Origin of the sequence: Streptomyces sp. NPDC088730, assembly GCF_044751215.1 — a bacterium.
Lineage (GTDB): Bacteria > Actinomycetota > Actinomycetes > Streptomycetales > Streptomycetaceae > Streptomyces.
On the sequence record NZ_JBIVLK010000002.1, the window covers coordinates 982,760 to 1,006,506 of the forward strand.

General features: G+C 72.0%; 19 protein-coding genes. 7 read left to right on the forward strand and 12 right to left on the reverse strand.

Annotated elements, in window-relative coordinates:
• Positions 1-40: 40 nt before the first annotated feature.
• Positions 41-1,414 carry a polysialyltransferase family glycosyltransferase gene (locus tag ACIP89_RS11310; RefSeq protein WP_401928371.1) on the reverse strand — a complete coding sequence of 458 codons (1,374 nt, stop codon included), beginning with the start codon at positions 1,412-1,414 and terminating at the stop codon, positions 41-43.
• Positions 1,411-2,391, reverse strand: coding sequence for a glycosyltransferase family 2 protein (locus ACIP89_RS11315; protein WP_401923742.1), 981 nt, complete (start codon positions 2,389-2,391; stop codon positions 1,411-1,413). Before ACIP89_RS11315 ends, ACIP89_RS11310 begins: the two co-directional genes overlap by 4 nt.
• A gap of 219 nt (positions 2,392-2,610) precedes the next feature.
• Here ACIP89_RS11315 and ACIP89_RS11320 point away from each other — a divergent pair, with 219 nt between their 5' ends.
• The 4 genes from ACIP89_RS11320 to ACIP89_RS11335 are packed head-to-tail and all read left to right on the forward strand — an operon-like array spanning position 2,611 to position 7,304.
• A complete protein-coding gene (locus ACIP89_RS11320; RefSeq protein ID WP_402114378.1) occupies positions 2,611-4,002 on the forward strand; it encodes a DUF6716 putative glycosyltransferase in 1,392 nt (463 codons plus the stop codon).
• A gap of 32 nt (positions 4,003-4,034) precedes the next feature.
• Positions 4,035-5,288, forward strand: a complete 1,254-nt coding sequence (locus tag ACIP89_RS11325; RefSeq protein ID WP_402114380.1) for a cytidylyltransferase domain-containing protein — start codon at positions 4,035-4,037, stop codon at positions 5,286-5,288.
• Between the two features lie 10 nt (positions 5,289-5,298).
• Positions 5,299-6,234, forward strand: coding sequence for an N-acetylneuraminate synthase family protein (locus ACIP89_RS11330; RefSeq protein WP_401923750.1), 936 nt, complete (start codon positions 5,299-5,301; stop codon positions 6,232-6,234).
• A gap of 11 nt (positions 6,235-6,245) precedes the next feature.
• Positions 6,246-7,304, forward strand: a complete 1,059-nt coding sequence (locus ACIP89_RS11335; protein WP_401928360.1) for a hypothetical protein — start codon at positions 6,246-6,248, stop codon at positions 7,302-7,304.
• 34 nt (positions 7,305-7,338) lie between these two features.
• Here the strand turns inward: ACIP89_RS11335 and ACIP89_RS11340 are convergent, their stop codons facing one another.
• The 3 genes from ACIP89_RS11340 to ACIP89_RS11350 are packed head-to-tail and all read right to left on the reverse strand — an operon-like array spanning position 7,339 to position 9,222.
• Positions 7,339-7,713 (reverse strand): type II toxin-antitoxin system VapC family toxin, encoded by a 375-nt coding sequence (locus ACIP89_RS11340; protein WP_402114383.1) that lies wholly within the window; start codon positions 7,711-7,713, stop codon positions 7,339-7,341.
• A 19-nt stretch (positions 7,714-7,732) separates the two neighbouring features.
• Positions 7,733-8,233: a hypothetical protein gene (locus ACIP89_RS11345; protein WP_402114385.1), complete on the reverse strand. Its 501-nt coding sequence runs from the start codon at positions 8,231-8,233 to the stop codon at positions 7,733-7,735.
• Between the two features lie 8 nt (positions 8,234-8,241).
• The gene (locus ACIP89_RS11350; protein ID WP_402114387.1) at positions 8,242-9,222 is read right to left on the reverse strand and encodes a transcriptional regulator; all 981 of its coding nucleotides are present in this window, start codon (positions 9,220-9,222) and stop codon (positions 8,242-8,244) included.
• 282 nt (positions 9,223-9,504) lie between these two features.
• Here ACIP89_RS11350 and ACIP89_RS11355 point away from each other — a divergent pair, with 282 nt between their 5' ends.
• Positions 9,505-12,507, forward strand: a complete 3,003-nt coding sequence (locus ACIP89_RS11355) for a S8 family serine peptidase (protein ID WP_402114390.1) — start codon at positions 9,505-9,507, stop codon at positions 12,505-12,507.
• A gap of 174 nt (positions 12,508-12,681) precedes the next feature.
• Here the strand turns inward: ACIP89_RS11355 and ACIP89_RS11360 are convergent, their stop codons facing one another.
• From ACIP89_RS11360 to ACIP89_RS11390, 7 genes are read right to left on the reverse strand one after another with little or no spacing between them, the layout of a single operon-like run.
• A complete protein-coding gene (locus ACIP89_RS11360; protein WP_402114393.1) occupies positions 12,682-13,623 on the reverse strand; it encodes a 2OG-Fe(II) oxygenase family protein in 942 nt (313 codons plus the stop codon).
• On the reverse strand, positions 13,620-14,534 hold the full coding sequence (locus tag ACIP89_RS11365) for a 2OG-Fe(II) oxygenase family protein (protein ID WP_402114396.1): 915 nt from the start codon (positions 14,532-14,534) through the stop codon (positions 13,620-13,622). The genes ACIP89_RS11360 and ACIP89_RS11365 overlap by 4 nt, the downstream gene beginning before the upstream one ends.
• Positions 14,535-14,586: 52 nt before the next feature.
• Positions 14,587-15,555 carry a 2OG-Fe(II) oxygenase family protein gene (locus ACIP89_RS11370; RefSeq protein WP_401928343.1) on the reverse strand — a complete coding sequence of 323 codons (969 nt, stop codon included), beginning with the start codon at positions 15,553-15,555 and terminating at the stop codon, positions 14,587-14,589.
• Positions 15,552-17,132 (reverse strand): cytochrome P450, encoded by a 1,581-nt coding sequence (locus ACIP89_RS11375; protein ID WP_402114397.1) that lies wholly within the window; start codon positions 17,130-17,132, stop codon positions 15,552-15,554. The genes ACIP89_RS11370 and ACIP89_RS11375 overlap by 4 nt, the downstream gene beginning before the upstream one ends.
• Positions 17,129-18,037 (reverse strand): 2OG-Fe(II) oxygenase family protein, encoded by a 909-nt coding sequence (locus ACIP89_RS11380; protein ID WP_401928337.1) that lies wholly within the window; start codon positions 18,035-18,037, stop codon positions 17,129-17,131. Before ACIP89_RS11380 ends, ACIP89_RS11375 begins: the two co-directional genes overlap by 4 nt.
• Positions 18,034-19,056, reverse strand: coding sequence for a 2OG-Fe(II) oxygenase family protein (locus ACIP89_RS11385; protein WP_401931738.1), 1,023 nt, complete (start codon positions 19,054-19,056; stop codon positions 18,034-18,036). Before ACIP89_RS11385 ends, ACIP89_RS11380 begins: the two co-directional genes overlap by 4 nt.
• A gap of 2 nt (positions 19,057-19,058) precedes the next feature.
• The gene (locus ACIP89_RS11390; protein WP_402114398.1) at positions 19,059-19,850 is read right to left on the reverse strand and encodes a tRNA-dependent cyclodipeptide synthase; all 792 of its coding nucleotides are present in this window, start codon (positions 19,848-19,850) and stop codon (positions 19,059-19,061) included.
• Positions 19,851-20,614: 764 nt separating this feature from the next.
• On the opposite strand from ACIP89_RS11390, the gene ACIP89_RS11395 reads away from it, so the two are divergent.
• Positions 20,615-22,033, forward strand: coding sequence for an MFS transporter (locus ACIP89_RS11395; protein ID WP_401931744.1), 1,419 nt, complete (start codon positions 20,615-20,617; stop codon positions 22,031-22,033).
• A gap of 337 nt (positions 22,034-22,370) precedes the next feature.
• On the forward strand, positions 22,371-23,609 hold the full coding sequence (locus ACIP89_RS11400) for an amidohydrolase (protein WP_402114401.1): 1,239 nt from the start codon (positions 22,371-22,373) through the stop codon (positions 23,607-23,609).
• Positions 23,610-23,747 lie beyond the last annotated feature (138 nt).

Genomic DNA, 23,747 nt, shown 5'->3' on the forward strand with positions numbered 1-23,747 from the left:
GGGGGCGCGGGCCGGCCCCCCCGCCCCCCTCACTGCGCTCCTACCGCTTGGCGCCCGGCCGCAGCGCCTTCGCACGCCGTGCCACCCGGCGCACCGCCGCACTGCGCGGCAGGAACCCGAGCTGCTGCGGCACCCCGCCCGGCAGCGCGAGGGCGGTCAGCCGCCTGCGCTTGAAGTAGCGCCGGGACGCGGCCGCCGGACGGGCGGCGAGATACCGCTCCGCGACCGGCCGGAGCCCCGGGTAGATCTTCGGCTGCATGGCGAAGCCGACCGCCCGCACCAGGTCGTTCAGCCCGTCCGGCGCCACCGCGGGGCCGGCCGGGACCGGGGCGGGGGCCTCCAGGTCCGGCACCAGCGCGTCCACCAGCGTGACCGGGACCCGGTTGCTGTTCTCGAACGGAGTCAGCCGCTCCAGCAGCGTCTCCGTGCCGACCCGGGCCACCGGCAGCCCGTAGAACGCGGACGCCGTGAGCAGCGCCGTCGAGAAGCAGCCGACGACCAGTGCGGGCCGCATCCGCCGGTACAGCACCTCGGCCAGGACCGGCGCGGTGAGCACCCCCGCGTCCAGCACGGTCAGCTCGGCGCCGAGCCTCGCCGCCTCCGCCTCCATGCCGCGCGACCACTGGGCCGGGGCCGTCGGATGCGGTTTGAACACCAGCCGGGAGTGGCCGAGCCGGACCGCGCCGCGCATCATCCGCAGATGCAGCTCCTCCTCCTCGGCCGCGCTGATCAGGCCGAGCGCGGAGAGGTACTGGCCGAGCAGCAGCGCGGGCGTCTCCACGGACGGCACACCCGCCGCGACGTCCGGCGCGTCACCCAGCTCGCCGAGCACCTTGAGGAACGCGTCGGTCGGCACGATCTCCGGCTCCACGCCGAACTCGGTGAGCAGCAGCGGCCGCAGCCCCGGCACCAGGTCGAGGTGGAGCAGCCGCCGCACCCGGGTGCCGACCAGCGGGTCGATCTTGTTCCGGGTCGGTCCGTAGCTCATCAGCCCGTCCGCGTACACATCGACCGGTACGCCGGTGAAGATCTGGGCGACCGCCATGGCCGGGTCGACCTGGATCGACTCCACGGCGAGCTCCACGGCGTCCTCGCCCAGCCCCCAGGCGAGCCGCAGATGACGTTCCCACAGCGGTACGTCGTCCGGGCGCGGCGACCAGGCGCCCGGGTGGTGCGGGGCGATCGTCGCGTTCCACGACACGACGTCGTCGAACCGGCCGCGCAGCAGGTCGAACCCGGGCATCGCGTCGAGGGCGGTCGCCGTCTCCGGGATCGCCGCGTTGTCCGAGACGAGCAGGACGCGGCGCCCGGCGTCCTCGAAGAGCCCCGCGTCCAGGGCGGCGGCGAGCGTGGCCGTGCCGTAGAGGGTGGAGGCGAGGAAGATCTGCGTCGTACGTTCCCGGCTGCTGCTCACGCGGCCGCCACCTCCTTCGCGACGGACCGCCGCCGCAGCCGGCGCAGCAGGGTCGCCCGCTTGACGTCCATCGAGTCGATGGCCGCGTCCAGCACATCCTGCGGCATTCGCCCCAGCGCGCCGGCGCTCATCGATTTCAGGGCGCGCGCCACCGCCGGCTCGAACCTTTCGATCGAACCCATGTGATGGGAAATGATCGCGCAATAGTTACGGACCGCTTTCGGCAGGAGTTCCGCCGCATCGCGGTCCGCCGCGGTTTCCCTTATGACCTGGTCGAACGAGCGAATGAAATCGAGCTGGCGCATGTCACCGATCTGGGTGAGCGACGAGGCGACGCCGCGTCGGTAGAAGATTCCGAGGAGTCCCAGCACCGCGAAGGAATCCGCTTCCCGGTGCAGCCGCCAGATCCACGGCCGGTCCTCCGCCGTGCGCAGCCCGTCCGTGAAGTGCAGCAGTCCCCGGTCCAGCAGCCTGCGGTGGTAGAGGCCCGCCCAGGCGTACGCGTAGTCCACCGAGGTGGAGCGCCCGGCGGGCAGGATCGCGTCCCTGGGCGCCATCACCTCGTTCCTGGGACCGTGCGGGACGCGCTGGACGGTACGGGCCCTGCCGTCGGCCTGGACATGGTCGGTGCGGACGAAGTCGCAGCCCAGCGCCTCGGTCCTGGCCAGCAGCTCGGCGTAGTAACCGGGGGCGAGCCAGTCGTCCCCGTCCAGGAAGGCGAGGTACTCGCCGCGGGCCGCGTCCAGACCGGTGTTCCGGGCGGTGGCCAGTCCGCCGTTCTGCTGGTGTCTGCGGACGACCACCCCCGGAATCTCCTCCTGCGCACGGCTCAGCATGTCCGCGGTCCCGTCGGTCGAGCAGTCGTCGACGAGAATGAACTCGAAGTCCTCGCGGGCGTTCGCCCGCAGGCTTCTCAGGGTGTCGGGGGCGTATGTCTGCACGTTGTAGAACGGCACGATGACCGAGAGCTTAACCACCCGCATCACGCTAGTTCCGGGCCGGGCATTCGCCCTTGCGCTCGTACGGACGCGAGGTGAACGGCGCCCGTCGAAATGATGAACCGGTAAGCATCAGGAGCGCTTTTTCGGCCCGTTCGAGCAGCCCGGCGGCGGGTTGGGCAATCGTCGGCAGGCTGTTAACCCTTTGTTGCTGTCACGTTGGGCTGCTCACCCCCGGGCCTTCCTACCTTCTTGGACGTGCCCCCTAGTAAAAGCAATTCGGCTTCGCCGGCAGAACTGGAATCCGCGGGAGCGCCGTCCCCGGTGCTCCGGGTCGCCGTGCTCGCGGACTCCGACACCCGATGGAAGTGGGGCGCGCTCACCGCGCGCCGGCTGACCTCGGGCGGCGGCCGTACGGACGCGCCCCGGGTGGAGATCAGCGGACTGCTGCTGCGCGGCCGGGCCACCCCGACGCCGCGCCAGCTGGCCGAGGTCGGGGACGTCGGCATCGACCCCGGCCGGGTCCGCGAGGTGACGGCCGCCGAGTTCCTGCGCACCGTGCGGGACGAGGGCTACGACCTGGTGGTCCTCGCGCTGGTCGGCGGCGCCGTCCAGGCGATGCTGCACGGCCTGGCCGCACTCCGGACGCCCGTCCGCCCCGTCGTCGTCACCGGCTATGTCGGCGTCGTCTACGAGAAGCTCGCGGACGGGCTGCTGCTGCGGCACGGCGCCGACATCGTCCTCGCCAACTCCCGCCACGACGCGGAGCGTTTCCGCGCGGTGTACGAGGGAGTGGGCGCCGACGCCTCCGCCGTCACGGAGGCCGCCCTGCCCTTCCTCGGCGGCGACCCGCACCGCGCGGAGCCGGGCCGCGACACCGTCGTGTTCGCCGCCCAGCCCTCCGTACCGGCCTCCCGCGCCGACCGCACGTACCTGCTGCGCAGACTCGTCGAGCACGCCAGGCTGCACCCGGAGCGCGAGGTGCTCCTCAAGCTGCGCTCCAAGCCCGGCGAGCACACCACGCACATCGAGGAGCTCCCCTACCAACGGCTCGCCGAGCGGCTGCCCGGCGGACTCCCGCCCAACTTCCGCCTGGTGTACGGCCACATGGGCGAGGTCCTGGACCGCACCGACCTGCTGGTCACCGTCTCCTCGACCGCCGCCCTGGAATCCCTGCACCGGCGCATCCCCACCGCCGTCCTCACCGACCTCGGGGTGCGCGAGACCCTCGGCAACCACCACTTCATCGGCTCCGGCCTGCTCACCTCCTGGGACCATCTGGACGGCGGCGCCCACCCGGAGCCCGACGCCGCGTGGCTGGCCGGCCAGGGCGTCGCGGCCGACGGCGGTTACGGGACGGCCTACGACACCGCACGGGCCCGGGTCACCGCCCTGCTCGCGAAGCGGGACCGGCTGCCCGCCCTCACGCCCTACTACACCCCCGCCACCGCCCCCGGCTACCTCCCCGGCATCCTCGCCCGCCACCACCTGGCCCCCGACGGCCACCCGCTGCCGGGCGCCACCGCGACCGGGGAGCGCGGCCGGGTCAGGGGAGCGGTGCGCCAGGCGGTACGGGACGCGGCCCGGGGCGCCTACCGGCACGGCGTCCAGCGGGTCGCCCCGGTCGTCCGGCGGATGGGCGAGCTGTGAACACCACCACCAAAACACCCCTGGGAGCAGCGATGACGCAGCCCACCGCACGGCCCACCGTGCTCGCAGTGATCCCCGCCCGCGGCGGATCCAAGGGCGTACCGGCCAAGAACCTCGCCCAGGTCGGCGGCGTACCGCTGGTCGTCCGCGCGGTCCGCGCCTGCCTGGCCTCTGCCGAGGTGACCGACGTCGTCGTGACGACCGACGCCCCGGCCGTCGCGGAAGCCGCCCGCGCCGCCGCCGGAGCGCTCGGCGAAACCGCCCGGCTGCACTGCGTCCAGCGCCCCGAGGCCATCGCGGGGGACACCGCGACCAGCGAGGCCGCCGTGCTGCACGCGATGGACAGCTACGAGACCGCGCACGACCGCAGCGTGGACGTCGTCCTCCTCGTCCAGTGCACCAGCCCCTTCGTCGCCCGCGAGGACATCGACGGCGTCGCCGCCGCCGTCGCCCGCGAAGGCGCCGACTCGGCCGTCACCGTCGCCCCGTTCCACGGCTTCCTGTGGCGCGACGGCAGCGCGGTCGAGGACCACAACTACGGCGTCAACCACGACAAGTCGGTCCGCCCCCGCCGCCAGGACCGCCCCGAGGACCTCCTCGAAACCGGCGCCGCCTACGCGATGGACGCGGCCGGCTTCCGCACCCACCGGCACCGCTTCTTCGGCCACACCGCGCTGGTGCGCACGGACCCGGCCCGCGTCCTGGAGATCGACGACCCGCACGACCTGGCCCGCGCCCGCGCCCTGGCCCCGCTCCTGGACCCGGCGCCGCTGCCCACCCGCGAGGACATCGACGCGGTCGTCCTGGACTTCGACGGCACCCAGACCGACGACCGGGTCCTCATCGACGCCGACGGCCGCGAAACGGTCGCCGTCCACCGCGGCGACGGACTCGGCATCGCCGCGCTGCGCAAGGCCGGACTGCCGCTGCTGATCCTCTCCACGGAACAGAACCCGGTCGTCGCCGCCCGCGCCCACAAGCTCCGCGTCCCCGTCCTGCACGGCATCGACCGCAAGGACCTCGCGCTCAAGCAGTGGTGCGACGAGCAGTCCATCGCCCCCGAACGCGTCCTGTACGTCGGCAACGACGTCAACGACCTCCCCTGCTTCGCCCTCGCCGGCTGGCCCGTCGCCGTCGCGAGCGCCCACGACTCGGTACGCGCCGCGGCGCGCGCCGTCACGACCACCCCCGGCGGCTCCGGCGCCATCCGCGAGATCGCGGCCTGGCTGCTGGGCCCCACCCTCACCACTTCCACCCTCACCACCAACACCCCCCTCCCCAAGTAAGGAACGCACCATGAGCACCTCCCGACTGCGCACCCTCGGCACCCGCACCGCGGGCCCCGGCAACCCCGTCTACGTCACGGGCGAGATCGGCATCAACCACAACGGTGACCTCGACAACGCCCTCGCGCTGATCGACGTGGCGGCGGAGGCCGGCTGCGACGCCGTCAAGTTCCAGAAGCGCACCCCGGAGATCTGCACCCCGCGCGACCAGTGGGACATCGAGCGCGACACCCCCTGGGGCCGGATGACGTACATCGACTACCGCCACCGCGTCGAGTTCGGCGAGACCGAGTACCGCGCCATCTCCGAGCACTGCGCCGAGCGCGGCATCGACTGGTTCGCCTCCCCGTGGGACACCGAGGCCGTCGCGTTCCTGGAGAAGTTCGACGTACCCGCCCACAAGGTGGCCTCCGCTTCCCTCACCGACGACGAGCTGCTGCGCTCGCTGCGCGCCACCGGCCGCACGGTGATCCTCTCCACCGGCATGTCGACCCCGCGCCAGATCCGCCACGCGGTCGAGGTGCTCGGCTCCGACAACATCCTGCTCTGCCACGCCACTTCGACCTACCCGGCGAAGGCGGAGGAGCTCAACCTGCGGGTCATCAACACCCTCCAGCAGGAGTACCCCAACGTTCCGATCGGCTACAGCGGCCACGAGACGGGCCTCCAGACCACCCTCGCCGCCGTCGCCCTCGGCGCCGCGTTCGTCGAGCGCCACATCACCCTCGACCGCGCCATGTGGGGCTCCGACCAGGCCGCCTCCGTCGAGCCGCAGGGCCTGACCCGCCTGGTCCGCGACATCCGCACCATCGAGGCCTCCCTCGGCGACGGCGTCAAGAAGGTGTACGAGTCGGAGCTCGGCCCGATGAAGAAGCTCCGCCGGGTCCCGGGTGTCGTCGCGGAGAGCGGTGAGACGGCCCAGGCCGCCGAGCCGCTCACGGTCTGACGGGCCGACCGGTGAACCTCGCCTTCGTCGAGAGCCCGGTCCAGCTCCTGAACGTCCTGGAGTGGGCCTACACAGAGGGGGGCGGCGGCCGCGTCCTCGCGGACGTCACCGTCGTCGTCCTCCCTCCGGTCGACCCGATGTCGCGCGGTCAGCTGCGCCGGATGGCGGAGCTGGCCCGCGACGAGGGCGTCACCGTGCGCTGGCAGGAGGCGCGCGGCGACTCGGGCACCCCCCTGAAGTCGCTGCGCGCCCTGACCCGGCTCGTCCGCAACGCCGACCACATCGTCATCGGGGACCCGTTCTCCCGCTACGTACAGCTGCTGCTCACGCTGGTCCGGCCCCGCCGCCTCACCGTGGTCGACGACGGCACCGCCACCATGGAGTTCGTCGCCCAGCTCACCCGCGGCGAACGCCTCACCCGCTGGCACCGGCGCGGCGGAACGAACCCCCGCGACCTGGCCCTGGCCCCGGTCACCGCCACCGCGCGCCGCCGCTTCACCCCGTCGGCGGCCCGCGAGGTCGAGCTCTTCACCGCGATGCCGGTGATCCCGCCGCCCGGCATCAGCCTCATCCCCAACACCTTCTCCTGGACCCGCTCCCGCTTCGGCCCGCCGCTGCTCACCAAGGGCGCGGACCTCGTCGGCACCTCCCTGGTGGAGACCGGCGTGGTCGACCGGGTCCAGTACCTGGAAGCGGTCGCGGAGCTGGCCCGCACCCACGGCGCCACCCGCTACTTCGCCCACCGCCGCGAGTCCACCGAGAAGCTCCACGCCCTGGAGGCCGCCACCGGACTGGAGATCGTCCGCCCCGACCTCCCGCTGGAACTCATCGCCCGCCGCGGCCCGATCGGCCGCACGGTCCTGAGCTTCCCCTCCACGGTGGTCCACACCCTCCCGCTGGCCCTGGTCGGCACCGACGTGAAGGTCGCGGTCTGCGACATCGCCCCGGAGTGGCTGCGCGAAACGGCGTCCCCGCGGGCCCAGGGCTTCCTGACAGGCGTCACGGAGACGGCCCGCGACGTCCAGCGGCTGGCGCCCTGGCGGGCTACGGCGGTGGTCAGGGAGGCGTGAAGCCGGGCGGACGCTGCCCGGCTGTCCGGGCACGTCAGACGGGCATGACCTGCACGTCGTAGGAGGGGATCCACTTGTCCCGGGTCAGGATGGTCATCGCCTCGGTCTGAGCCCGCGCGATCAGTATCCGGTCGAAGGGATCGCGGTGGTGTTCCGGCAGCCTGTCCGCCCGTACGCCGTGGCCCGCGGTGATCGGAAGCGGGAGGAACCGGCTGTCCCGCACCCGTTCCGCGAGGTCCTGCGGCCCTTCGAGCTTCCCGGGTGACTGGTTGATCGCGGTCTCCCACGGGCTGACCGCGCTGACGAAGACCGAAGGCTCCGTGTCCAGCAAGCGTTTGACCTTGTCCGACAGCTCGGCGGAGTCGTCGAGCCACCACAGGACGGCGTGGCAGTCGAGCAGCATCTTCATCCGTACGCCCGCCCCGGGGCTACCCGCCGTTCAGGACGCGGCGAGCCACGACGCCCCGTGCCCCCGAGAGTTCCGCCCGGAGCGCGGCGTCGCGGGCGCTGTCGGCCGTGACCGTGGCCGGGAGCGCGGCGACCGCCAGCAGCCGGGACCGGCGCAGGTGGGTCGGGGGGTGCGTGGAGTCGACGCTGTGCCCGCGCACCGCGCTGCGGCGGCGCTGACGCTCGTACTCGCTCGCCGGAATCGACTCCACGTGGGCGGCCAGGCGCTCCCACAGGCCGCTCTCCGCCTCGCCGGCCGCCCGGCCGCCGGAGGAGCGGCGGTTGCGGAGCGCGTTGGACTCGCGCAGCAGCGTGGCGGAGGCGGAGCCGGAGACCAGCAGCCCGTCCATCAGCCCCACGGCGGCGGCCGTCGAGCCGCATCGGGCGGCGAAGGAGTCGGCCAGGTACTCGCCGCGCTGGGTGGCGCGCAGGGTCAGGTGGTCGCAGGAAGTCCGGCACGGCCCGGCGACGCGCTCACCCACGGCGGCCCTCACACCCACCCCCGTTCCCGCGCCCGCACCCCGGCCTGGAACCGCGTCCCCGCGTCCAGCCGCTGCATCAGCGCGGCCACCCGGCGCGTCGCCGTCCGGACACTGACGCCCAACTGCCGTGCGATCGCCTGGTCCTTGTAGCCGTAGTGCAACAGGCGCACCAGTATCAGCTCCTCCTCGCTGGGGCCCTCCACCACGTCCGGTGCCTCGGCGAGCAAGGGCTCGGCCCGCTCCCAGTACGCCTCGAACAGCTCCATCAGCCCGTCCAGCAGGTGCGAGGGGTACACCAGCACGATGGAGTCCTTGCTGCCCCCCGTCAACGGCACCACCGCGATCCGCCGGTCCACGATCCGCGCCTTCAGCGGAAGGTGCGGCAACAGCCGCGACCGCTCCCCGGCCGCCGTCAGATTGAGGATCGTGGCCAGCCGTCCGGGCGGCTCGATCGACTCCAGGCAGTACACGCTCCGGATGTCCATCCCGCGCTCCGCCCACTGACGGGTCGTCGCCGCCTCCCGCTCATCGACCTGCGGCTGACCCACCTGCTCCAGATAGGGCGGCTTGTCCAGCGTCCACAGGTGCGTGGTGACGGACCGGCTCAGCTCCTCGATCTTCCGCGTCATCACCTCCCGGCCCGTCAGCACCTCCACCAGGGAGCCCGGGTCCGACCCCAGCTGTCCGGCCCGGTGCAGGCGGCTCAGATCGGCGAAGCCCGTCTCCACATCCGCGAACGCGGTCTCCGCCTCCGAGCGGCGCCGGTGCAGCAGTGCCGTCAGCGCCGAACGCGGACTCACCGCCTCCCACCGGCCCCGCCCCACTCGCCGCACCAGCCCCAGGCCGGCCAGACGCGTGAGCGCCTGTCCCGTCCGGGCCACCCCGGCCCCCGCGCTCTCCGCGAGATCGCGCACCGCGCTCTGCGATCCCGACAGCACCGCTCGGTACACGCCCTCGTCGAACGGGCTCACGCCCACCGCTTCCAGCACAAAAACCTCCCCTGCACTACGTGTGGGGGAGCCCCCGGACAGGTACGGCAGTCAGTCACGGCCGACCGTCCTCTCCCAGGTGGCGCGTTTGGTCACCAGGCCAAAGACGCCAACAGATTATCTGGACAGTAAGTGATCGCACAGCGTTCACTCCTGAGGGACCGCCGGTCGATCGCTCCACGTGAACGGCGGTCCGACCACCCCAGCCGTCGGCCCACGCCCCGCGAGGCGAGCGACCCCCGCTCGCCTGCCCGGCATGCCCGGACCCCTGTGAGGAAACTCGTGTCACCTCGGCCACGAAGAGCGTCCCGCGCCCGCGTACGACGCGGCACCATCGGCGCTCTGCTCACCACCACCCTCGCCGCCGTCAGCCTGCCTCTCGCCACCCCCGCCACCGCGGCCACGGGCCCCGCGGCCCCGCTCGCCGCCGGCGTCTACCTGGTCACCCTCACCGACCAGCCGCTCGTCACCTATGACGGCAGCGTCGACGGCATCGCCGCCACCCGGCCCGTCGAGGGCCGCAAGCTCGACGTCGGCGCCGCCAACGCCAAGCGCTACCGGACCCGCCTGGTCGACGAACAGGCCGAGGTGGCCAAGAAGGTCGGCGCCACGGTCCGCCAGCACTACGCCGTCACCACCAACACCTTCAGCGCCCGGCTCACCGCCCGTCAGCTCGTCCGGCTCGCCGCCACCGAGGGCGTCACCTCCATCGCCCCGGACCGGCTCCACCACGCCACCGACGACAAGAACTCCACCGATTTCCTCGGGCTCTCGGGCCGCAAGGGCCTGTGGGCATCCCTCGGCGGCAGCGCCAAGGCCGGCAGGGGCGTCGTCATCGGTGACATCGACACCGGTATCTGGCCCGAGAGCGCCTCGTTCGAGGCCCCCGCGCTCAAGGCCCGCAAGCCGGCCAGGAAGCCCGCGGAGAAGGACCGGTACCGGCCCTACCTGGACGGCACCACCACGGTGATGCCCAAGGCGGACGGCACCAAGTTCACCGGCACCTGCCAGACCGGCGACAGCTTCACCGCCGCCGACTGCAACGAGAAGATCATCAGCGCCCGCTACTTCGCCGACGGCTGGGTCCAGGCGTTTCCCGACTTCGACCCCGACTACTTCTCCGCCCGTGACGGCGAGGGCCACGGCACCCATACCGCGTCCACCGCGGCCGGCAACGCCGACGTCCGGGCCACCATCGGCGGGGCCGACTACGGCACCGTCTCCGGCGTCGCACCCGCCGCCGCCGTGGCCGTCTACAAGGCTCTCTGGCAGAGCAAGGACGGCAAACAGAGCGGCGGCCTGACCAGCGACCTCGTCGCCGCCATCGACCAGGCCGTGGCCGACGGCGTGGACGTCATCAACTACTCCCTCGGCGCCCAGTTCGAGAGCGACTACGACGACCCCGCGCAGACCGCGCTCCGCAACGCCGCCGCCGCCGGGATCTTCGTCTCCACCGCCGGGGGCAACACCGGCCCCGACGCCTCCAGCCTCGACAACACCGCTCCCTGGACCACCACGGTCGCCGCCGGGACCATCGCCCCGTACAGCGGAACCGTCACGCTCGGGAACGGGAAGAGCTACGCCGGTATCAGCACCAGCGTGCGGAACACCGTCGGCTCCGCGCCGCTCGTCCGCGCCGCCGCCGTCAAGGCCGCCGGCGCCACCGAGGCCGACGTCTGCGCCAAGGGCACCCTCGACCCCGCACGCGCCGCCGGAAAGATAGTCGTCTGCGACCGGGGCACCGTCGACCGCGTCGCGAAGTCCGCCGAGGTCCAGCGGGCCGGGGGCATCGGCATGGTCCTCGCCAACCTCCACGACGAGAGCACCGACGGCGACCTGCACTCCGTGCCGACCGTCCACCTGACCGGGGCCGACGCCACCGCCGTACGCGACTACGCCGCCACGGGCAACGCCACCGCCACCCTCACCCGCGGCGCCACCGGCAGCACCCCCTACCCCCAGGTCACGAGCTTCTCCTCGCGCGGCCCCTCCCTCGTGGGCAACGGCGACCTGCTCAAGCCCGACATCACCGCGCCCGGCGCGACCATCCTCGCCGCGGTGGCACCGCCCGGTAACCAGGGCCGCGACTTCGACTTCTACTCCGGCACCTCCATGGCCGCACCGCACATCGCCGGCCTCGCGGCCCTCTACTTCTCCGAGCACCCGAACTGGTCGCCCATGAGCGTCAAGTCGGCCATGATGACGACCGCTTCCCCCACCAGGACGCCCGAGGGCAAGGCGAGCCACGACGCCTTCGCGCAGGGCTCCGGCGAGGTCGAGGCCCGGACCATGCTCCGGCCCGGACTCGTCTACGACTCCACGGAGCGGGACTGGCTCGCCTACCTCGAAGGCTCCGGTGTCGACACCGGGACGGGCACCAGGGCCATCGACCCCAGCGACCTCAACTACCCCTCGATCGCCATCGGTGAGCTGTTCGGCAGCCAGACGGTCACCCGCACCGTGACGGCGACCTCGGCCGGCACCTACCGTGCCGAGGTCGACCTCCCCGGCGTCTCCGCCACGGTCTCCCCGTCCGTCCTGCACTTCAGCCACGCCGGGCAGAAGCGCACCTTCACCGTCAAGCTCAAGGTGACCACCGCACGCGCGGGGGCCGTCGACACGGGCTCGCTGATCTGGAAGTCCGGCCGCACCACGGTCCGCAGCCCGATCGTCGTCACTCCGCAGAGCATCCACGCCCCCGAGGAGGTCAAGGGCACCGGCACCCACGGTGAAAGCACCTACTCCGTCACCCCGGCCACCAAGACCCTGGTGGCCAAGGCCTACGGCCCCGTCTCCGCGCCCCTCACCAGGGGCACCCTGACCGGCAACGGCGAGGCCGACTACGAAGCGGTCATCCCGGACGGCACCAGGGCCACCCAGATCTCGGCCCACTTCGACGTCGCCGAGGGCGACATCGCCGGCGTCGTCTGGGGACGGCTGGTCGGCGGCGCCCCGACGGACGTCGCGTTCGCCGACCCCGACAGCGACGGAACCGTCACCATCACCCTGCGGCAGCCCGAGGCCGGGAAGATCTTCGTGGCCCTCGTCTCGGTCGACGGCAGCGGCACCGGGGAGAGCGTCACTCCGTACACCTACCAGGTGAACAACGTCACCGACGCCCCGCCGGCCGCCGGTACGGTCACCGTCACTCCCGACCGCGTCCACGTGACCCCCGGAGCTCCGACCGGTATGACCGCCGCCTGGTCGGGCCTCCCGTCGGACGCCCGGTCCACCGCCTGGATCGAGTACGCCAACGGCGCGGGCACCGTCCTGACCCTCAACTGACCCGTTCCGGAGGGGCGGTGGCGGTGCGAGAGCACCGTCACCGCCCCTCCGGACCCGCTGTCGCGGACGCCGGCCCCGCGCCGGCCCCCAGGTGTCACGGGGGCCGGCTCGGGGCCGGCCGGGCGGACGGCGGGGCTGGGCACCACGGCCCGCTCCCCACCGGCCGGAGCCTTCTCAGTACAGACCGCTGGTGTCCTCCCGGTAGGTGTTGTCGAGGATGTCGTCGAGGAAGGCCCCGAACCCCGAGTGCAGGTGGAGCCCGCTGCCCGGTTCGTAGGCGAACAGCCCCGGACACACACTCTCGTCGAGCGTGCTGTCGACGAAGAGGGCGTACGAGAAGCGGTCGGGCTTGGTCCCGCCGCCCGGCGGCTGGCGCACCACGCGGTGGGCCACCGCGGCCACCGGCGTGGCGGTCCGCCGGGTCAGGATCTCCATCGCGCAGCCGAAGTTCACGATGAATGTGCCGGGGACCGGGTCGATCGGCCGCCACTCGCCGTCCCGGTCCACCTCCAGTCCGCGCTCGATGGAGCGCAGGACCGTGACCCAGCCGGAGTCCTTGTGGATGTTCAGGCCGCGAGCGGCCACCTCCGGACGGAAGTGGTTGAAGGTGAGGGTGTGCGTGCCGTGCGGGGTGAGACTGTGCCCGGTCGCCTCTTCCCACAGTGCGCGCGGCAGGTCGAGACGGGCGAGCACGGCACGCTGCACGTCGAGCGCGAAGTCACGCATGCGTTCGGCCTGCCGGGTGAGCGCGGCCGGATAGACCTCGTCCCACCGGGCGCTCTCCAGGAAGAACTGCTCGGTCTGGTCGGCATCACGGCAGAAGTAGCCCTGGTGGCTGCCCAACCGCTCCTCGGTCCAGGGGTGGAAGCCCCGGTAGGGGTCCGGGGGCCCCGAGGCGTCGCCCGCCGGGCTCCCGGCCGGCAGGTAGAAGGAACGGGCGAAGCGGTCACCCGCCGACAGGTCGGTGCCGGCGGGCTGCCGCACGTAGAAGAAGCCGTCCCGCAGCGCGCGTTCTAGCCCGTCCTCTGCGGTGAAGACCAGCTCGCCGTCGCGTAGTTCGGCGAACTGCCAGCCTTGCAGCGCGACCGTGCGCGGGTGTCCCGCCGCGGTGCTCATATGCGGGAGTGGAAGTCGTAGCCGAGTTTGCCGGCCTTCTCCACCGAGAAGTCGCGGAAGCTCTGGTACTCCCGCAGCGTTCCCCCGGTGTCGTACTGGTAGAGCGGCATGTCGTAGCGGGGGCCCATGTAGACGGTGAACGAGGAGCGGTCCGGGAGACCCGCTTCGGGGCGCAGTTCCGGCACCCGGTGGTAGACGGCGGTGACCGGGGTGGCCAGCTTCCTGGTCAGGACCCGGAAGGCGTCGCCGAGGTTGACGGTGAAGTGGCCGGGGCGCTCGCGCACCGGCAGCCAGCGGCCTTCGTGCAGGATCTCGTAGCCCTGCTGGTCGGTGCAGATGGTGGTGATGAACCCGCTGTCGGAGTGCTCGACGATACCGGCGCGGTCGCTCAGGCCGGCCCGGTAGTGGTTGACCGTCGTGTAGCACAGGCCCGTGTCCTGCTGGGCGCCGCCGGTGATGAGGTCGCGGTCGGCCCGTGGCACCCCGGCGGCGTCGAAGACGCCGGAGAGGACGTCCAGGGTCAGCTGTCGCATGCGCCGCAGCACCGCGGCGACCTCGTCCGGCAGGTACTCCTGCCACAGGAAGCTCTCCAGCTGGAGCTGCTCGACCTGGTCCGGCCGGTCCTCGTAGCCGAGCTTGGAGGCCGGGTGGCCGTGTTCGCGGTGGCCCCGGTGGCGGTCGGCCGGGTCGCCCGTCCCCGGCCGGTAGAAGGTGCGGCAGAAGTCGATTCCGGCGCTCACGTCGAGACCCTCGGGGACGGCCACGCTGAACGCGCCTACGCGGAGGGCCTGTTCGGTGTCGTCCGCGGTGGCGAATCGGAGGGTGCCCCCGTCGACCTCCGCGGCGGGCAGGTCGAGGTGGTCCTGTTGCCCTTCCCGTGCTGTCTCGTGTGTCTGCGCGGTGTCCGTCATGGTGCGATTCCCGTCCTGGTCGGATTCCACCGGTGCCGTGCCCGTGCCCCCGTCAGAGCGCGCCGTCGTTGTCATAGGTCCTGCTCACCTCCTGGGCCGCGAAGTCCGCGACCGACTGCACGGGGTGCGCCGTGCCGTTGTCGAGCCGGTAGACGGTGCCGTCGAGGGCGGAGTCCAGGAACGTCACGTACGAGACGCGGTCGGCGCGGCCCTCCGAGCGCTCGGTGGAGACCACACCGTGCACGTTCGCCCGTACGGGCCGCGGCAGGGCGGAGGTGAGCACCTCCAGCGAGCTGCCGAAGTTGACGATGAAGTGGCCGGGCTCGGGGTTGACGGCGCTCAGCTCGCCGTCGATGAGCGCGAGGAGGCCCGGCTCGAAGGAACGGAGCACGGTCACCCACCCGGAGTCACGGTGGAACTTGCAGCCCCGGGTCTCCTTCTGTGACCGGAAGTGGTTGAAGGCGAGCATCTGATGGCCGTTGTTGTCGGCGAGGCCGCCGGTCACCTCGCTCCACAGGGCCTGCGGCACCTCCACGTGCCGCAGCACCGCGCGCAGCACAGCGATGCCGAGGCCGGCCATCCGATGGCCGAGCCCGGAGACCTCTGGCGGCAGCAGCGCCCAGTTCGCCCGCTCGATGTAGAAGTTCTCCCACTGGTCGTGTTCCCGGTCGAAGTAGCCCTGGTAGGCGTCGGGGACCTCGGTGTGCCGGTATCCCCGGTAGGGGTCCATGCCGTCGCCGGCCGGGTCCTCGTAGAAGTGCGCGGCGAGCCGGTCCCCGGGGCCGGTGTCGAGCCCGTCCGGTATGCGCAGCAGGAAGAACCCCTTGGCGAGGGCGCGGTCGAAGCCGCCCTCGTGCTCGAAGCGAAGCTCGTCCCCGTCGAACCACGAGCGTTCGAGCTCCACCGGTGAGTAGTCGGCACGGGCCTGCCGCTCGCCGGGCATGGGCGGCAGGCTGACCGGGGCCCGCACGGTCGCGGGGTGGGACCGGACGGGGGCGGAGGAGGAGTTGGCGGTGTTCATGGGGACGGCTCCCTCGGGGGTGCGGTGTCGCGCGGCGTACGGGGGCCGGACGGCCCGCCGGGCTCCGGCCGGATCGTGATGCTGCCCGGCCGTGCCGGACGCGGCATGGACGCGTGGTGCCTGAGCCGGAGGTCGGTGCCCCGCGTGGCGACCGAGTACCGGCCGTACAGCTCGGAGAGGACCATGGACTGCATCCGCACCGAGAAGAGCCGGCCGGGGCACTTGCGTGGGTTGCGGTCGGCGTTGACCATGCTGAACGAGTTGATCTCGTAGCGGCCGCGGGAGAGCAGCGAGGAGACCGTCTCCCGGTCGGAGCGGGCGATGGCCCCGATGTTGGCCGGGGCGAAGCGGCTCGGCTCGGGGAACACGGCGGGGTCGCGGTTGGCCTGCCGCCGGTCCAGCCACATCATGGTGCCCGGCGGAACGGTCACCGAGGCGCCCCGGTGGCTCAGGGCGCAGGCCTCCGTCGTGCGGCGCCACAGGGCACTGGGATTGCTGCCGCCGAGGCGTACGGCCTCCAGGACCGCGAGGTCGATCACGGACGGGGCGGCGTCCGTCCGCGGAGGCGGGCCCGCGTACGGGCACCCCGCCCCGGCCACCGCTGCCGCGGCGCGTCCGGCTTCCGCCACGACGGCGTCCTTGACCCGGGAAGTGGCCTCCACATAGCCGATCGCCCACATCAGGCTGAGTGCCGTCGTGTCGTACGTGGCGACGATGACCGTGCCCAGTTCCTTGATCCGCGCGGCGTCGAGCCCGGCCACGGACCGCCTGGTGAAGGGCGTTTCCCACAGGTCGAAGTGGCGTCGGATCATGTTGGTCGCGGGCGCGTCGGACAGCGCCTCGAAGTTGTCTGTCAGGAGGTCGCGCACGAACGGCACGATGATGTCGAACTCGCCCATGGCCGCCGGATTGTCGTTGCTGATGACGTCGGAGGCGAGGTCGAAGAATCCACGCACGACGCGGCCGTACTCGGCCGATGCCAGGTACTCGGGCAGCGGCCGCTGGGTGAGATCGAGGACGCCGGGGATCATGCTGTCCACGTAGGCCGTCAGCGACAGCGTGAACTCGTCCAGCGGCACGGGCCGGTCGGCCAGGCCGGCCAGGTGATCCGCGGTGTGCCGCCGGATGTCGGGCCCCAGGTTCTCGACGAACTTGGCGTTACCGAGGGAGCGTTCGACCACGGCGCGCTTCCCCGGGCGGTCCGGGTGGTCATGCGGCAACGAGCCCATGAAGTCGCCGAACAGTTCGCGGTTGGCGTCGGTGGAGGGTGCCAGGACGGCTTCGTCGACGAGCGGCTCGTTGGTGATCTGGTAGACGGCGAGCCTCCGGCCCATCCAGAAGGTGCACAGACCGCCGTTCTCCTCGGCGCGGGCGCTGATGCCGGAGGCGCGGAAGTAGTGCGAGGCCGGCTCCCCGCGCACCACGGTCGCCTCGTGGAACGCCGGGGCGTGGCCGTGCAGCCGGCTGGGTCCCTCGTGGTGGGCGACGATTCCGGGGAAGGGCGCTCCGGGTGCCTGCGGCAGGGGGAGCGGCCTGCCGCGGCGCGGGGCGCCGACGCGGTCCGCGGAGACGCTCATGACGTACCGCCTCCGCTCCTGCCGGCGGCCCCGGCGATCCCGAAGTCGGCGTGCCGGTCGGACCAGGTCTGCTCGTTGAACTCGCGCAGGAACTCCTCGGAGCTGCGTACGGCCGCCGCCGAGCCGTCCTCGCGGACCTGGTAGAGGTCGCCCGTGGCCGGCGGGTTGGCGAAGGCCGCGAAGGAGAACCGGTCCCCGGCGCCGGGGACCGGGACGCACTGGCGCACCTGGTGCAGGATGGCCCGCACCGGGCGGTCGAGCGCCGCGGTGAGCAGTTCGAAGGCGCCGCCGAAATTCACCACGAAGTGGCCGGGGACGGGATCGACGGGCACCCAGGCGCCGTCGACGGACGCCTCCAGGCCGGGTTCCTCGTTGTAGAGCACGGTCACGAATCCGGTGTCCTTGTGCGGGGCGCAGCCGAGCTTGGCGCGCTCCGGCCGGTAGTGGTTCGCCGCGAACCAGTGCGTGCCGCGGCCGTCCACGGCACCACCGGTGATCTCGCTCCACAGCGCGGGAGCGATGCCCAGCTCGGTCATCGCGTCGCGCAGGACGAGAAGCGTCAGGGAGCTCATCTGCTCCGCCATCGCCAGGAGTTCGCCCGGGAAGTGCCGGGTCCGTCCGGGGCCGTCGATGAGGACGTGCTCGGTCTGGAAGTGCTCCCGGTCGAAGTAGACGCCCGGCACGTCCTTGAATCCGCGGTACGCCCGGGTGGCCTCCGGCCCCCCGTCGGGCGGCCGGTGGAACTCGCGGCACAGGGTGATACCCGGGCCCGGATCGAACCCGGTCGGTACGGCGAGCAGGAAGCAGCCGTCCCGCAGGGCCCGGGACAGGCCGTCGGCGGCGTCGAAACGCAGACCGGTGTGTGTCACGGCGGCCCGCTGGAGGGTCATGGTGTCCACGGTCATCGGCCCGCGCCCTTCACTGTGGGGTGCTCGTCGGAGCTGCCGGGGACGGTCGCCGTGTCCGGTCCGTCCGGCGCGTCCGTGCCGGCGTAGATCTCGTAGTCGTTCTCGTCGATGAGTTCGCGCGAGCCGCAGACGCGCTCAAGGCCGCTGCCGGTCGCGTAGCGGTAGATGCCCTCGTCCTCCCCGGGGAGGCAGCCGCTGGAGCTGAAGTGCCCGAAGCTGGACCGGTCGTCCTGCTGACGGGCGACCCTGTGCATGATGGCGGCCACGGGCATGCGGCTGCCCGCGGTCAGGATCTCCATGGACAGGCCGAAGTTGACGATGAAGCAGTCCGGGTCGGCCGGGACGGTCTCCCAGTGGTCCTCACGGCTGACTTCCAGGCCCGGCGCGGTCGTCCGCAGGATGGTGAGGAACCCGTCGTCCTTGTGCGAGCTGAGTCCGATGTCGGCCTGTGCGGGCCGGTAGTGGTTGAACGTCAGGTGATAGGAGCCCGCACACTCCGAGCAGCCGCCGGTCGCCCGCCGCCGGTCCTGCTCCGGGATGCCCACCGCGGAGAGGACCGAACACAGGACCTCCCGTGAGAGCCGGGTGAGCGACTCGCCGAGGGCGGCGATCTCCGGCGGGTAGGCGGTCGCCCAGAACCGGCGTTCGAGGAGGAACTGCTCGATCTGGTTGATCCGCTGGTGGAAGCCGAGCAGCGGGTCCCCGAACCGGTCGCTGCCGATGTCGCGGAACCGGCCGTAGGGAGCCTTGGCCGGACCCTCGTAGAACTGGCGCGCGAACGCATCACCGGCCGACACGTCGAGCCCGCTCGGTATCTCCAGGAGGAAGACGCCGTCCCCGAAGGCCCGGTCACGTGCCCCGGAACCGTCGAATTCCAGCACCCCGTCCACCGCGCGGGCCCTTTCGAGGCGGGCTTCGCCGAGTGCGGGCCGGCCGGGGGAACGTTTCGCGTAGACGTCCTTGTATATCTTTCCCCGCCGTATTTCGGGGACCAGGCCACGTGCTTCGGCGCTCATGCTCACCGGCCTTTCAGGTGGAGGGAGACCACGACGAGGTCACGTAACTCTTCCGGAGCTCCCGGATGCTCGCCCTTGGCTATCTCGGAAAGAGTGCTGAACGATCCGGGGTACACCATCACCGGCAGCCCCTGCTCCTTGAGGCAGGCGAATACCGCGAACTCTTCGAGGAAGTAATCGCTGGACATCCGGATGCGCCTTTCCAGCGCGGTCTCGCTGATGCCGTCGGCCCGCTTCCGGTGATAGGCGTGACCGAACGATTCGACCGAGGAGCGGAACGCGTCGTCCTCGTCGTAGAACGCCCGCAACTTGCTGTGGAATTCGGCGTACCTCTCACCCTTCTGCACTTCACTGCAGGTCAACAGGGTGAAGTCGACACTCTCGCGATACTCGTCGAACACCTTCGCCTCGTTCTCGACGAAGCGCCGGCCAAGCTCCAGCGCCCGTTCCTCTGCGCGGTCGGGGGGCAGTCCCTGGGTCGACTCCAGAGTGAGCCGGTGAATGCTGTCGCCGATGAGCACGGTGCATCTGCCGAACCTGCGGGAGATCCACTTGACCATGCTCGTGAGTTTGGGAGTAGTGAAGTTGCTGTTTTCCAGACTGACACCGAGAAAACATGTTTCGTACTCTTCGAAGGTGTTCCTGCTCGAATCCGGGGAGACGGAGGCGATCTCCGCCTTGTAACGCGTCCTGCGGGTGGGGGCTATCCGGTGGGGTGGAGTAGCGGTCCCCTGCGCGTCTAACGACATGACATCCGCCTGATCCATGATGGAGGGGAGGTGCAGGAATGACATTCGCCTGTCGAACGAAATTACTAACAGCAGGTCGAACCGGAAGCCAAGGCCCCGGGGTGGGGAACAGGCCGTACCGCGGGGCGGCCGCGGTACCCGGCTGCTTCACGGCGGCTGACCTGGCACTTGGCGGGTGCGGGCGGCGCGGATCCGGCGGGCCGGCGCGGATAGTGAGCGCACGGTCGCACCGCGTGCGGGCGGCTGGGCCGTGGAGCGGAGCCCCGGCCTCCGCGGGGCGGCTCTCACACGGCGTTCAGCTGGGAGGTCGCGGCGCGGAGGTCCGGGGCGCGCCTCCGTCCCGGCGGGGGGAGAGGGGTGTCCGGACGTGGCCCGAGGGGCGCCGTTCGCGGCGTTGTCCATGATGGCTGAATAGTTTCCGCGTGCGTGACAGGACGTCATATATCGCTGTTTGGCCGTTGATGCCGGTGATAGACCGGCTTCGTCCGCTCTGCCGGTCCGTACGGGGCCGGGTTGGCAAGTGCCCGGGGACCCGTTACGGTGAAGTCGTCCCGACCGCCCGTCGAGTCATGGACCTGCGTGGGTCATCCACGCGGTGGTCCGTCGATGTGGCACTTCGGACTTCCCGTGGGAAGCCGCTTCCGTCCCGGCCCCACCTCTCCTTCTCCGCGGCGGCGCCCTGCGTCCAGGTGCGCCTTCGGCTGCGGCCCTCTCCCCCCCCGGCACCAACGTCTCGTGCCGCCGCACACCCGTGCGGCGGCAGCAGGAACCATTCCCGGAGGGCCGGCCATGAGGAGAAGTGGGCAATCGTGAGCAAGGGCGCGACCTTGACGAACGGCGCCGGCGGCACGCCGGCGCGGCCCTTCGCCGCCCGGCGGTGGGCACTCCTCGCCATGTCCGTGGGCGTGTTCTGCATCCAGCTCGACTCGTTCGGCCTGAACCTCGCCCTGCCGCAGATCGGCCGCGACCTGCACGCGGGCGGAGACGGCCTCCAATGGGTGATCAGCGCGTACCTGCTGTCCACCGGCACGCTGATGCTGGGCGCGGGACGGCTCGGCGACCTGTTCGGCCGGCGGCGGCTCCTGGTCGCGGGGCTCGCCGTGTTCGGCGCCTCCTCGCTGGTCTGCGCGCTCGCCCCGACCCTGCCCGTCCTCGTGGCGGCCCGGGTGGCCCAGGGCGCCGGAGCCGCGATGATCATGCCGGTGGGGCTGTCCCTGCTGACCAACGTCTACCCCGACGGGCTGCGGGGCCGTGCCATCGGCTGGGCCCTCGGCATCGGCGGGATCGCCACGGCCTGCGGGCCCTTCATCGGTGGCGCGCTGACCGATTCGGTCTCCTGGCGTGCCGTGTTCTGGCTCAACGTGCCGCTCGCCGCACTCGGCGCGGTCTGCGCCTCACGTACCGCCGAGAGCTACGACACCGGTGCGCCGCGCGGCCTCGACTGGGGCGGACTGGTCGGTGCCACGGCCGCGCTCGCCGCTCTCTGCGTCGTCATCGACCGCGGACCGCACTGGCCGTGGCCCGCGGCCCTGGCGGGCGTGGTCGTCGCGGCGGCCCTGGTGGTCTTCTTCGTACGGCGTGAACGTGCCGCGGCCCATCCGCTGGTGGAGCTCAGCCTCTTCCGCAACGGCCCGTACATGGCGCTGACCCTGGCGGGTGCCGCGGCCAACACCACGACCGTGATGTTCCTCTTCGTCGTGCCCCTGACGCTCCAGGGCCAGTGGGACCTCACGGTGGTCCTCGCGGGCGCCGCGTTCCTCGCTCCCGCACTGGCCATGGCGCTCGCCGGGCCGGTCGCCGGGCGGGTACCGCCCCGGGTCGCGGTACGGCTGATGGCGGGCTGCCTGTGCGGGGGAGCGCTGGTCCTGGCCTGTCTCACCCGGACCTCCTCCCTCACCCTGTATGTGGCCGTGGCCACGGTGGGCGGAGCGGTCCTCGGAGTGGCCAACTCCCTGACGCTCATCGCCACCCAGGCGGTGATCCGGCCGGAGCGGGCCGGGGAGGCGTCGGGAGTCACCAAGACGGTCATCACCGTGGCCGCCGGCCTCGGCGTCGGACTGGCCGGGGCCGTCACCGACCAGGACCGGGGCGTGGGTTCGGAAGCGGCCGCCGACACGGCCCTGCTGATCACCGCGGCGGTCTGCATGGCGGCGTGCGCGGTACTCGCCGCGTGGATCAGGCTGCGCGAGGGTGCGGTGCGAGCCGGGACGGGGGAGCCGGAAGGGTGAACGGGCCCACGGGCGGTGCGGTGCGGGCCGTCGTGGGACCGGGACGCGACCCGGTCCCCAAGTCCGCGCGCTGCCCGGCCCTTTCGGACCGGGCGGCCCGGCGCCTCCGCCCCGGTGTACTGACGTCGCCTCCGCCTCCGGTGTACTGACGGCCCAGTCGCCCACGCGCCGGACGGCTCCGTTGCCCACGCGCCGGACGGCCCCGGCGGCGAAACGCGCGAGTTTACCCACCCTGTCATCGGCGCACACGCCGTGACCCAGTCATTTATTCGCCTAAGTGGCTGAACTTTTCTTGTTTCATGGTCAGTTGGCGGGGGAAGGGCCTTACCCTTCACCCGTGAGCCACTCGACGTCCCGCCTTGGTGAAGCCCGGCCGCCCGCAGGAGAGGACCTGCCCGGCAGGCTGCCCGAAGCGCTGCGCGCCGAACTGGTCGCCTTCCGGCGCGACCTGCACATGCACCCCGAGCTCGGCAACCAGGAGTTCCGCACCACCGCGGCCATCAAGGCCCGGCTGGAGCTGGCCGGACTCCAGCCACGGGTGCTCGCCTCCGGGACCGGGCTCATGTGCGACGTCGGCACCAGGAGCGGGACCACGCGCCCGATGCTGGCGCTGCGGGCCGACATCGACGCGCTGCCGATCCCGGACACCAAGACGGGCGTCCCGTACCGCTCCACCGTGCCCGACCGGGCGCACGCCTGCGGGCACGACATCCACACCACCACCGTGCTCGGCGCCGGCCTCGTGCTCGCCGGCCTCGACCGGCAGGGGCTGCTGCCCAACCCGGTGCGGCTGATCTTCCAGCCGGCCGAGGAGGTGCTGCCCGGCGGGGCGCCCGACGCGATCGACTCCGGGGTACTGGAGGGCGTCGGCCGGATCATCGGGGTGCACTGCGACCCGAAGGTGGACGTGGGGCGGATCGGGCTGCGGGTCGGGGCGATCACCTCCGCCTGCGACCGGCTGGAGCTGTCCCTGGACGGGCCCGGCGGCCACACCGCCCGCCCGCACCTCACCACCGACCTGGTCACCGCCGCCGCCAGGGTGGCCACGGAGGTCCCCGCGCTGCTGGCCCGCCGGGTCGACGCGCGGGCCGGGCTCGCGGTGACCTGGGGGCGGCTGGAGACCGGGCACGCCTGCAACGTGATCCCGCAGCACGCCGAGCTGTCCGGCACGGTGCGCTGCCTGGATCTGACCGCCTGGCGGGACGCCCCCGACCTGGTGCACGCGGCCATCGACGAGGTGGCCGGAATGTACCGGGCCAAGACGGTGATCAACTACATCAGGGGGGTGCCGCCCGTGGTGAACGACGCCGTCGCGATCGATCTGCTCACCGGCGCCATGACCGCCCGCCGCGGATCGTATGCGATCGAGGACACCGAGCAGAGCCTGGGCGGGGAGGATTTCTCCTGGTACCTGGAGCACGTGCCGGGCGCGATGGCGCGGCTCGGCGTACGTACCCCCGGCGACCCCCGCGGTCTGGACCTGCACCGGGGGAACTTCGACGCGGACGAGGAGGCGATCACCGTGGGTGTGGAACTCTTCACCGCCGCCGCGTTGCTCGACGGCAATCATCTGTAACCGGACAGGTCACCCCTGGTTCGCGACGATCCGATAACGGCTTCCGTACAGGGCTTTATCTGACATCTACGCGCGTTACGATCGCCGCGAAACCAGCGCCGGAAGAGGCGCTTCGGTCAGGTTTGAAGGAGCCTTCCC

Bases quoted from the DNA above. Each gene is read 5' to 3' on its own strand.
- ACIP89_RS11330 (WP_401923750.1), top strand. From the start codon at position 5,299: ATGAGCACCTCCCGACTGCGCACCCTCGGCACCCGCACCGCGGGCCCC.
- ACIP89_RS11380 (WP_401928337.1), bottom strand. From the start codon at position 18,037: ATGACCGTGGACACCATGACCCTCCAGCGGGCCGCCGTGACACACACC.
- ACIP89_RS11325 (WP_402114380.1), top strand. From the start codon at position 4,035: ATGACGCAGCCCACCGCACGGCCCACCGTGCTCGCAGTGATCCCCGCC.
- ACIP89_RS11360 (WP_402114393.1), bottom strand. From the start codon at position 13,623: ATGAGCACCGCGGCGGGACACCCGCGCACGGTCGCGCTGCAAGGCTGG.
- ACIP89_RS11390 (WP_402114398.1), bottom strand. From the start codon at position 19,850: ATGTCATTCCTGCACCTCCCCTCCATCATGGATCAGGCGGATGTCATG.
- ACIP89_RS11365 (WP_402114396.1), bottom strand. From the start codon at position 14,534: ATGACGGACACCGCGCAGACACACGAGACAGCACGGGAAGGGCAACAG.
- ACIP89_RS11385 (WP_401931738.1), bottom strand. From the start codon at position 19,056: ATGAGCGCCGAAGCACGTGGCCTGGTCCCCGAAATACGGCGGGGAAAG.
- ACIP89_RS11375 (WP_402114397.1), bottom strand. From the start codon at position 17,132: ATGAGCGTCTCCGCGGACCGCGTCGGCGCCCCGCGCCGCGGCAGGCCG.
- ACIP89_RS11370 (WP_401928343.1), bottom strand. From the start codon at position 15,555: ATGAACACCGCCAACTCCTCCTCCGCCCCCGTCCGGTCCCACCCCGCG.
- ACIP89_RS11340 (WP_402114383.1), bottom strand. From the start codon at position 7,713: ATGAAGATGCTGCTCGACTGCCACGCCGTCCTGTGGTGGCTCGACGAC.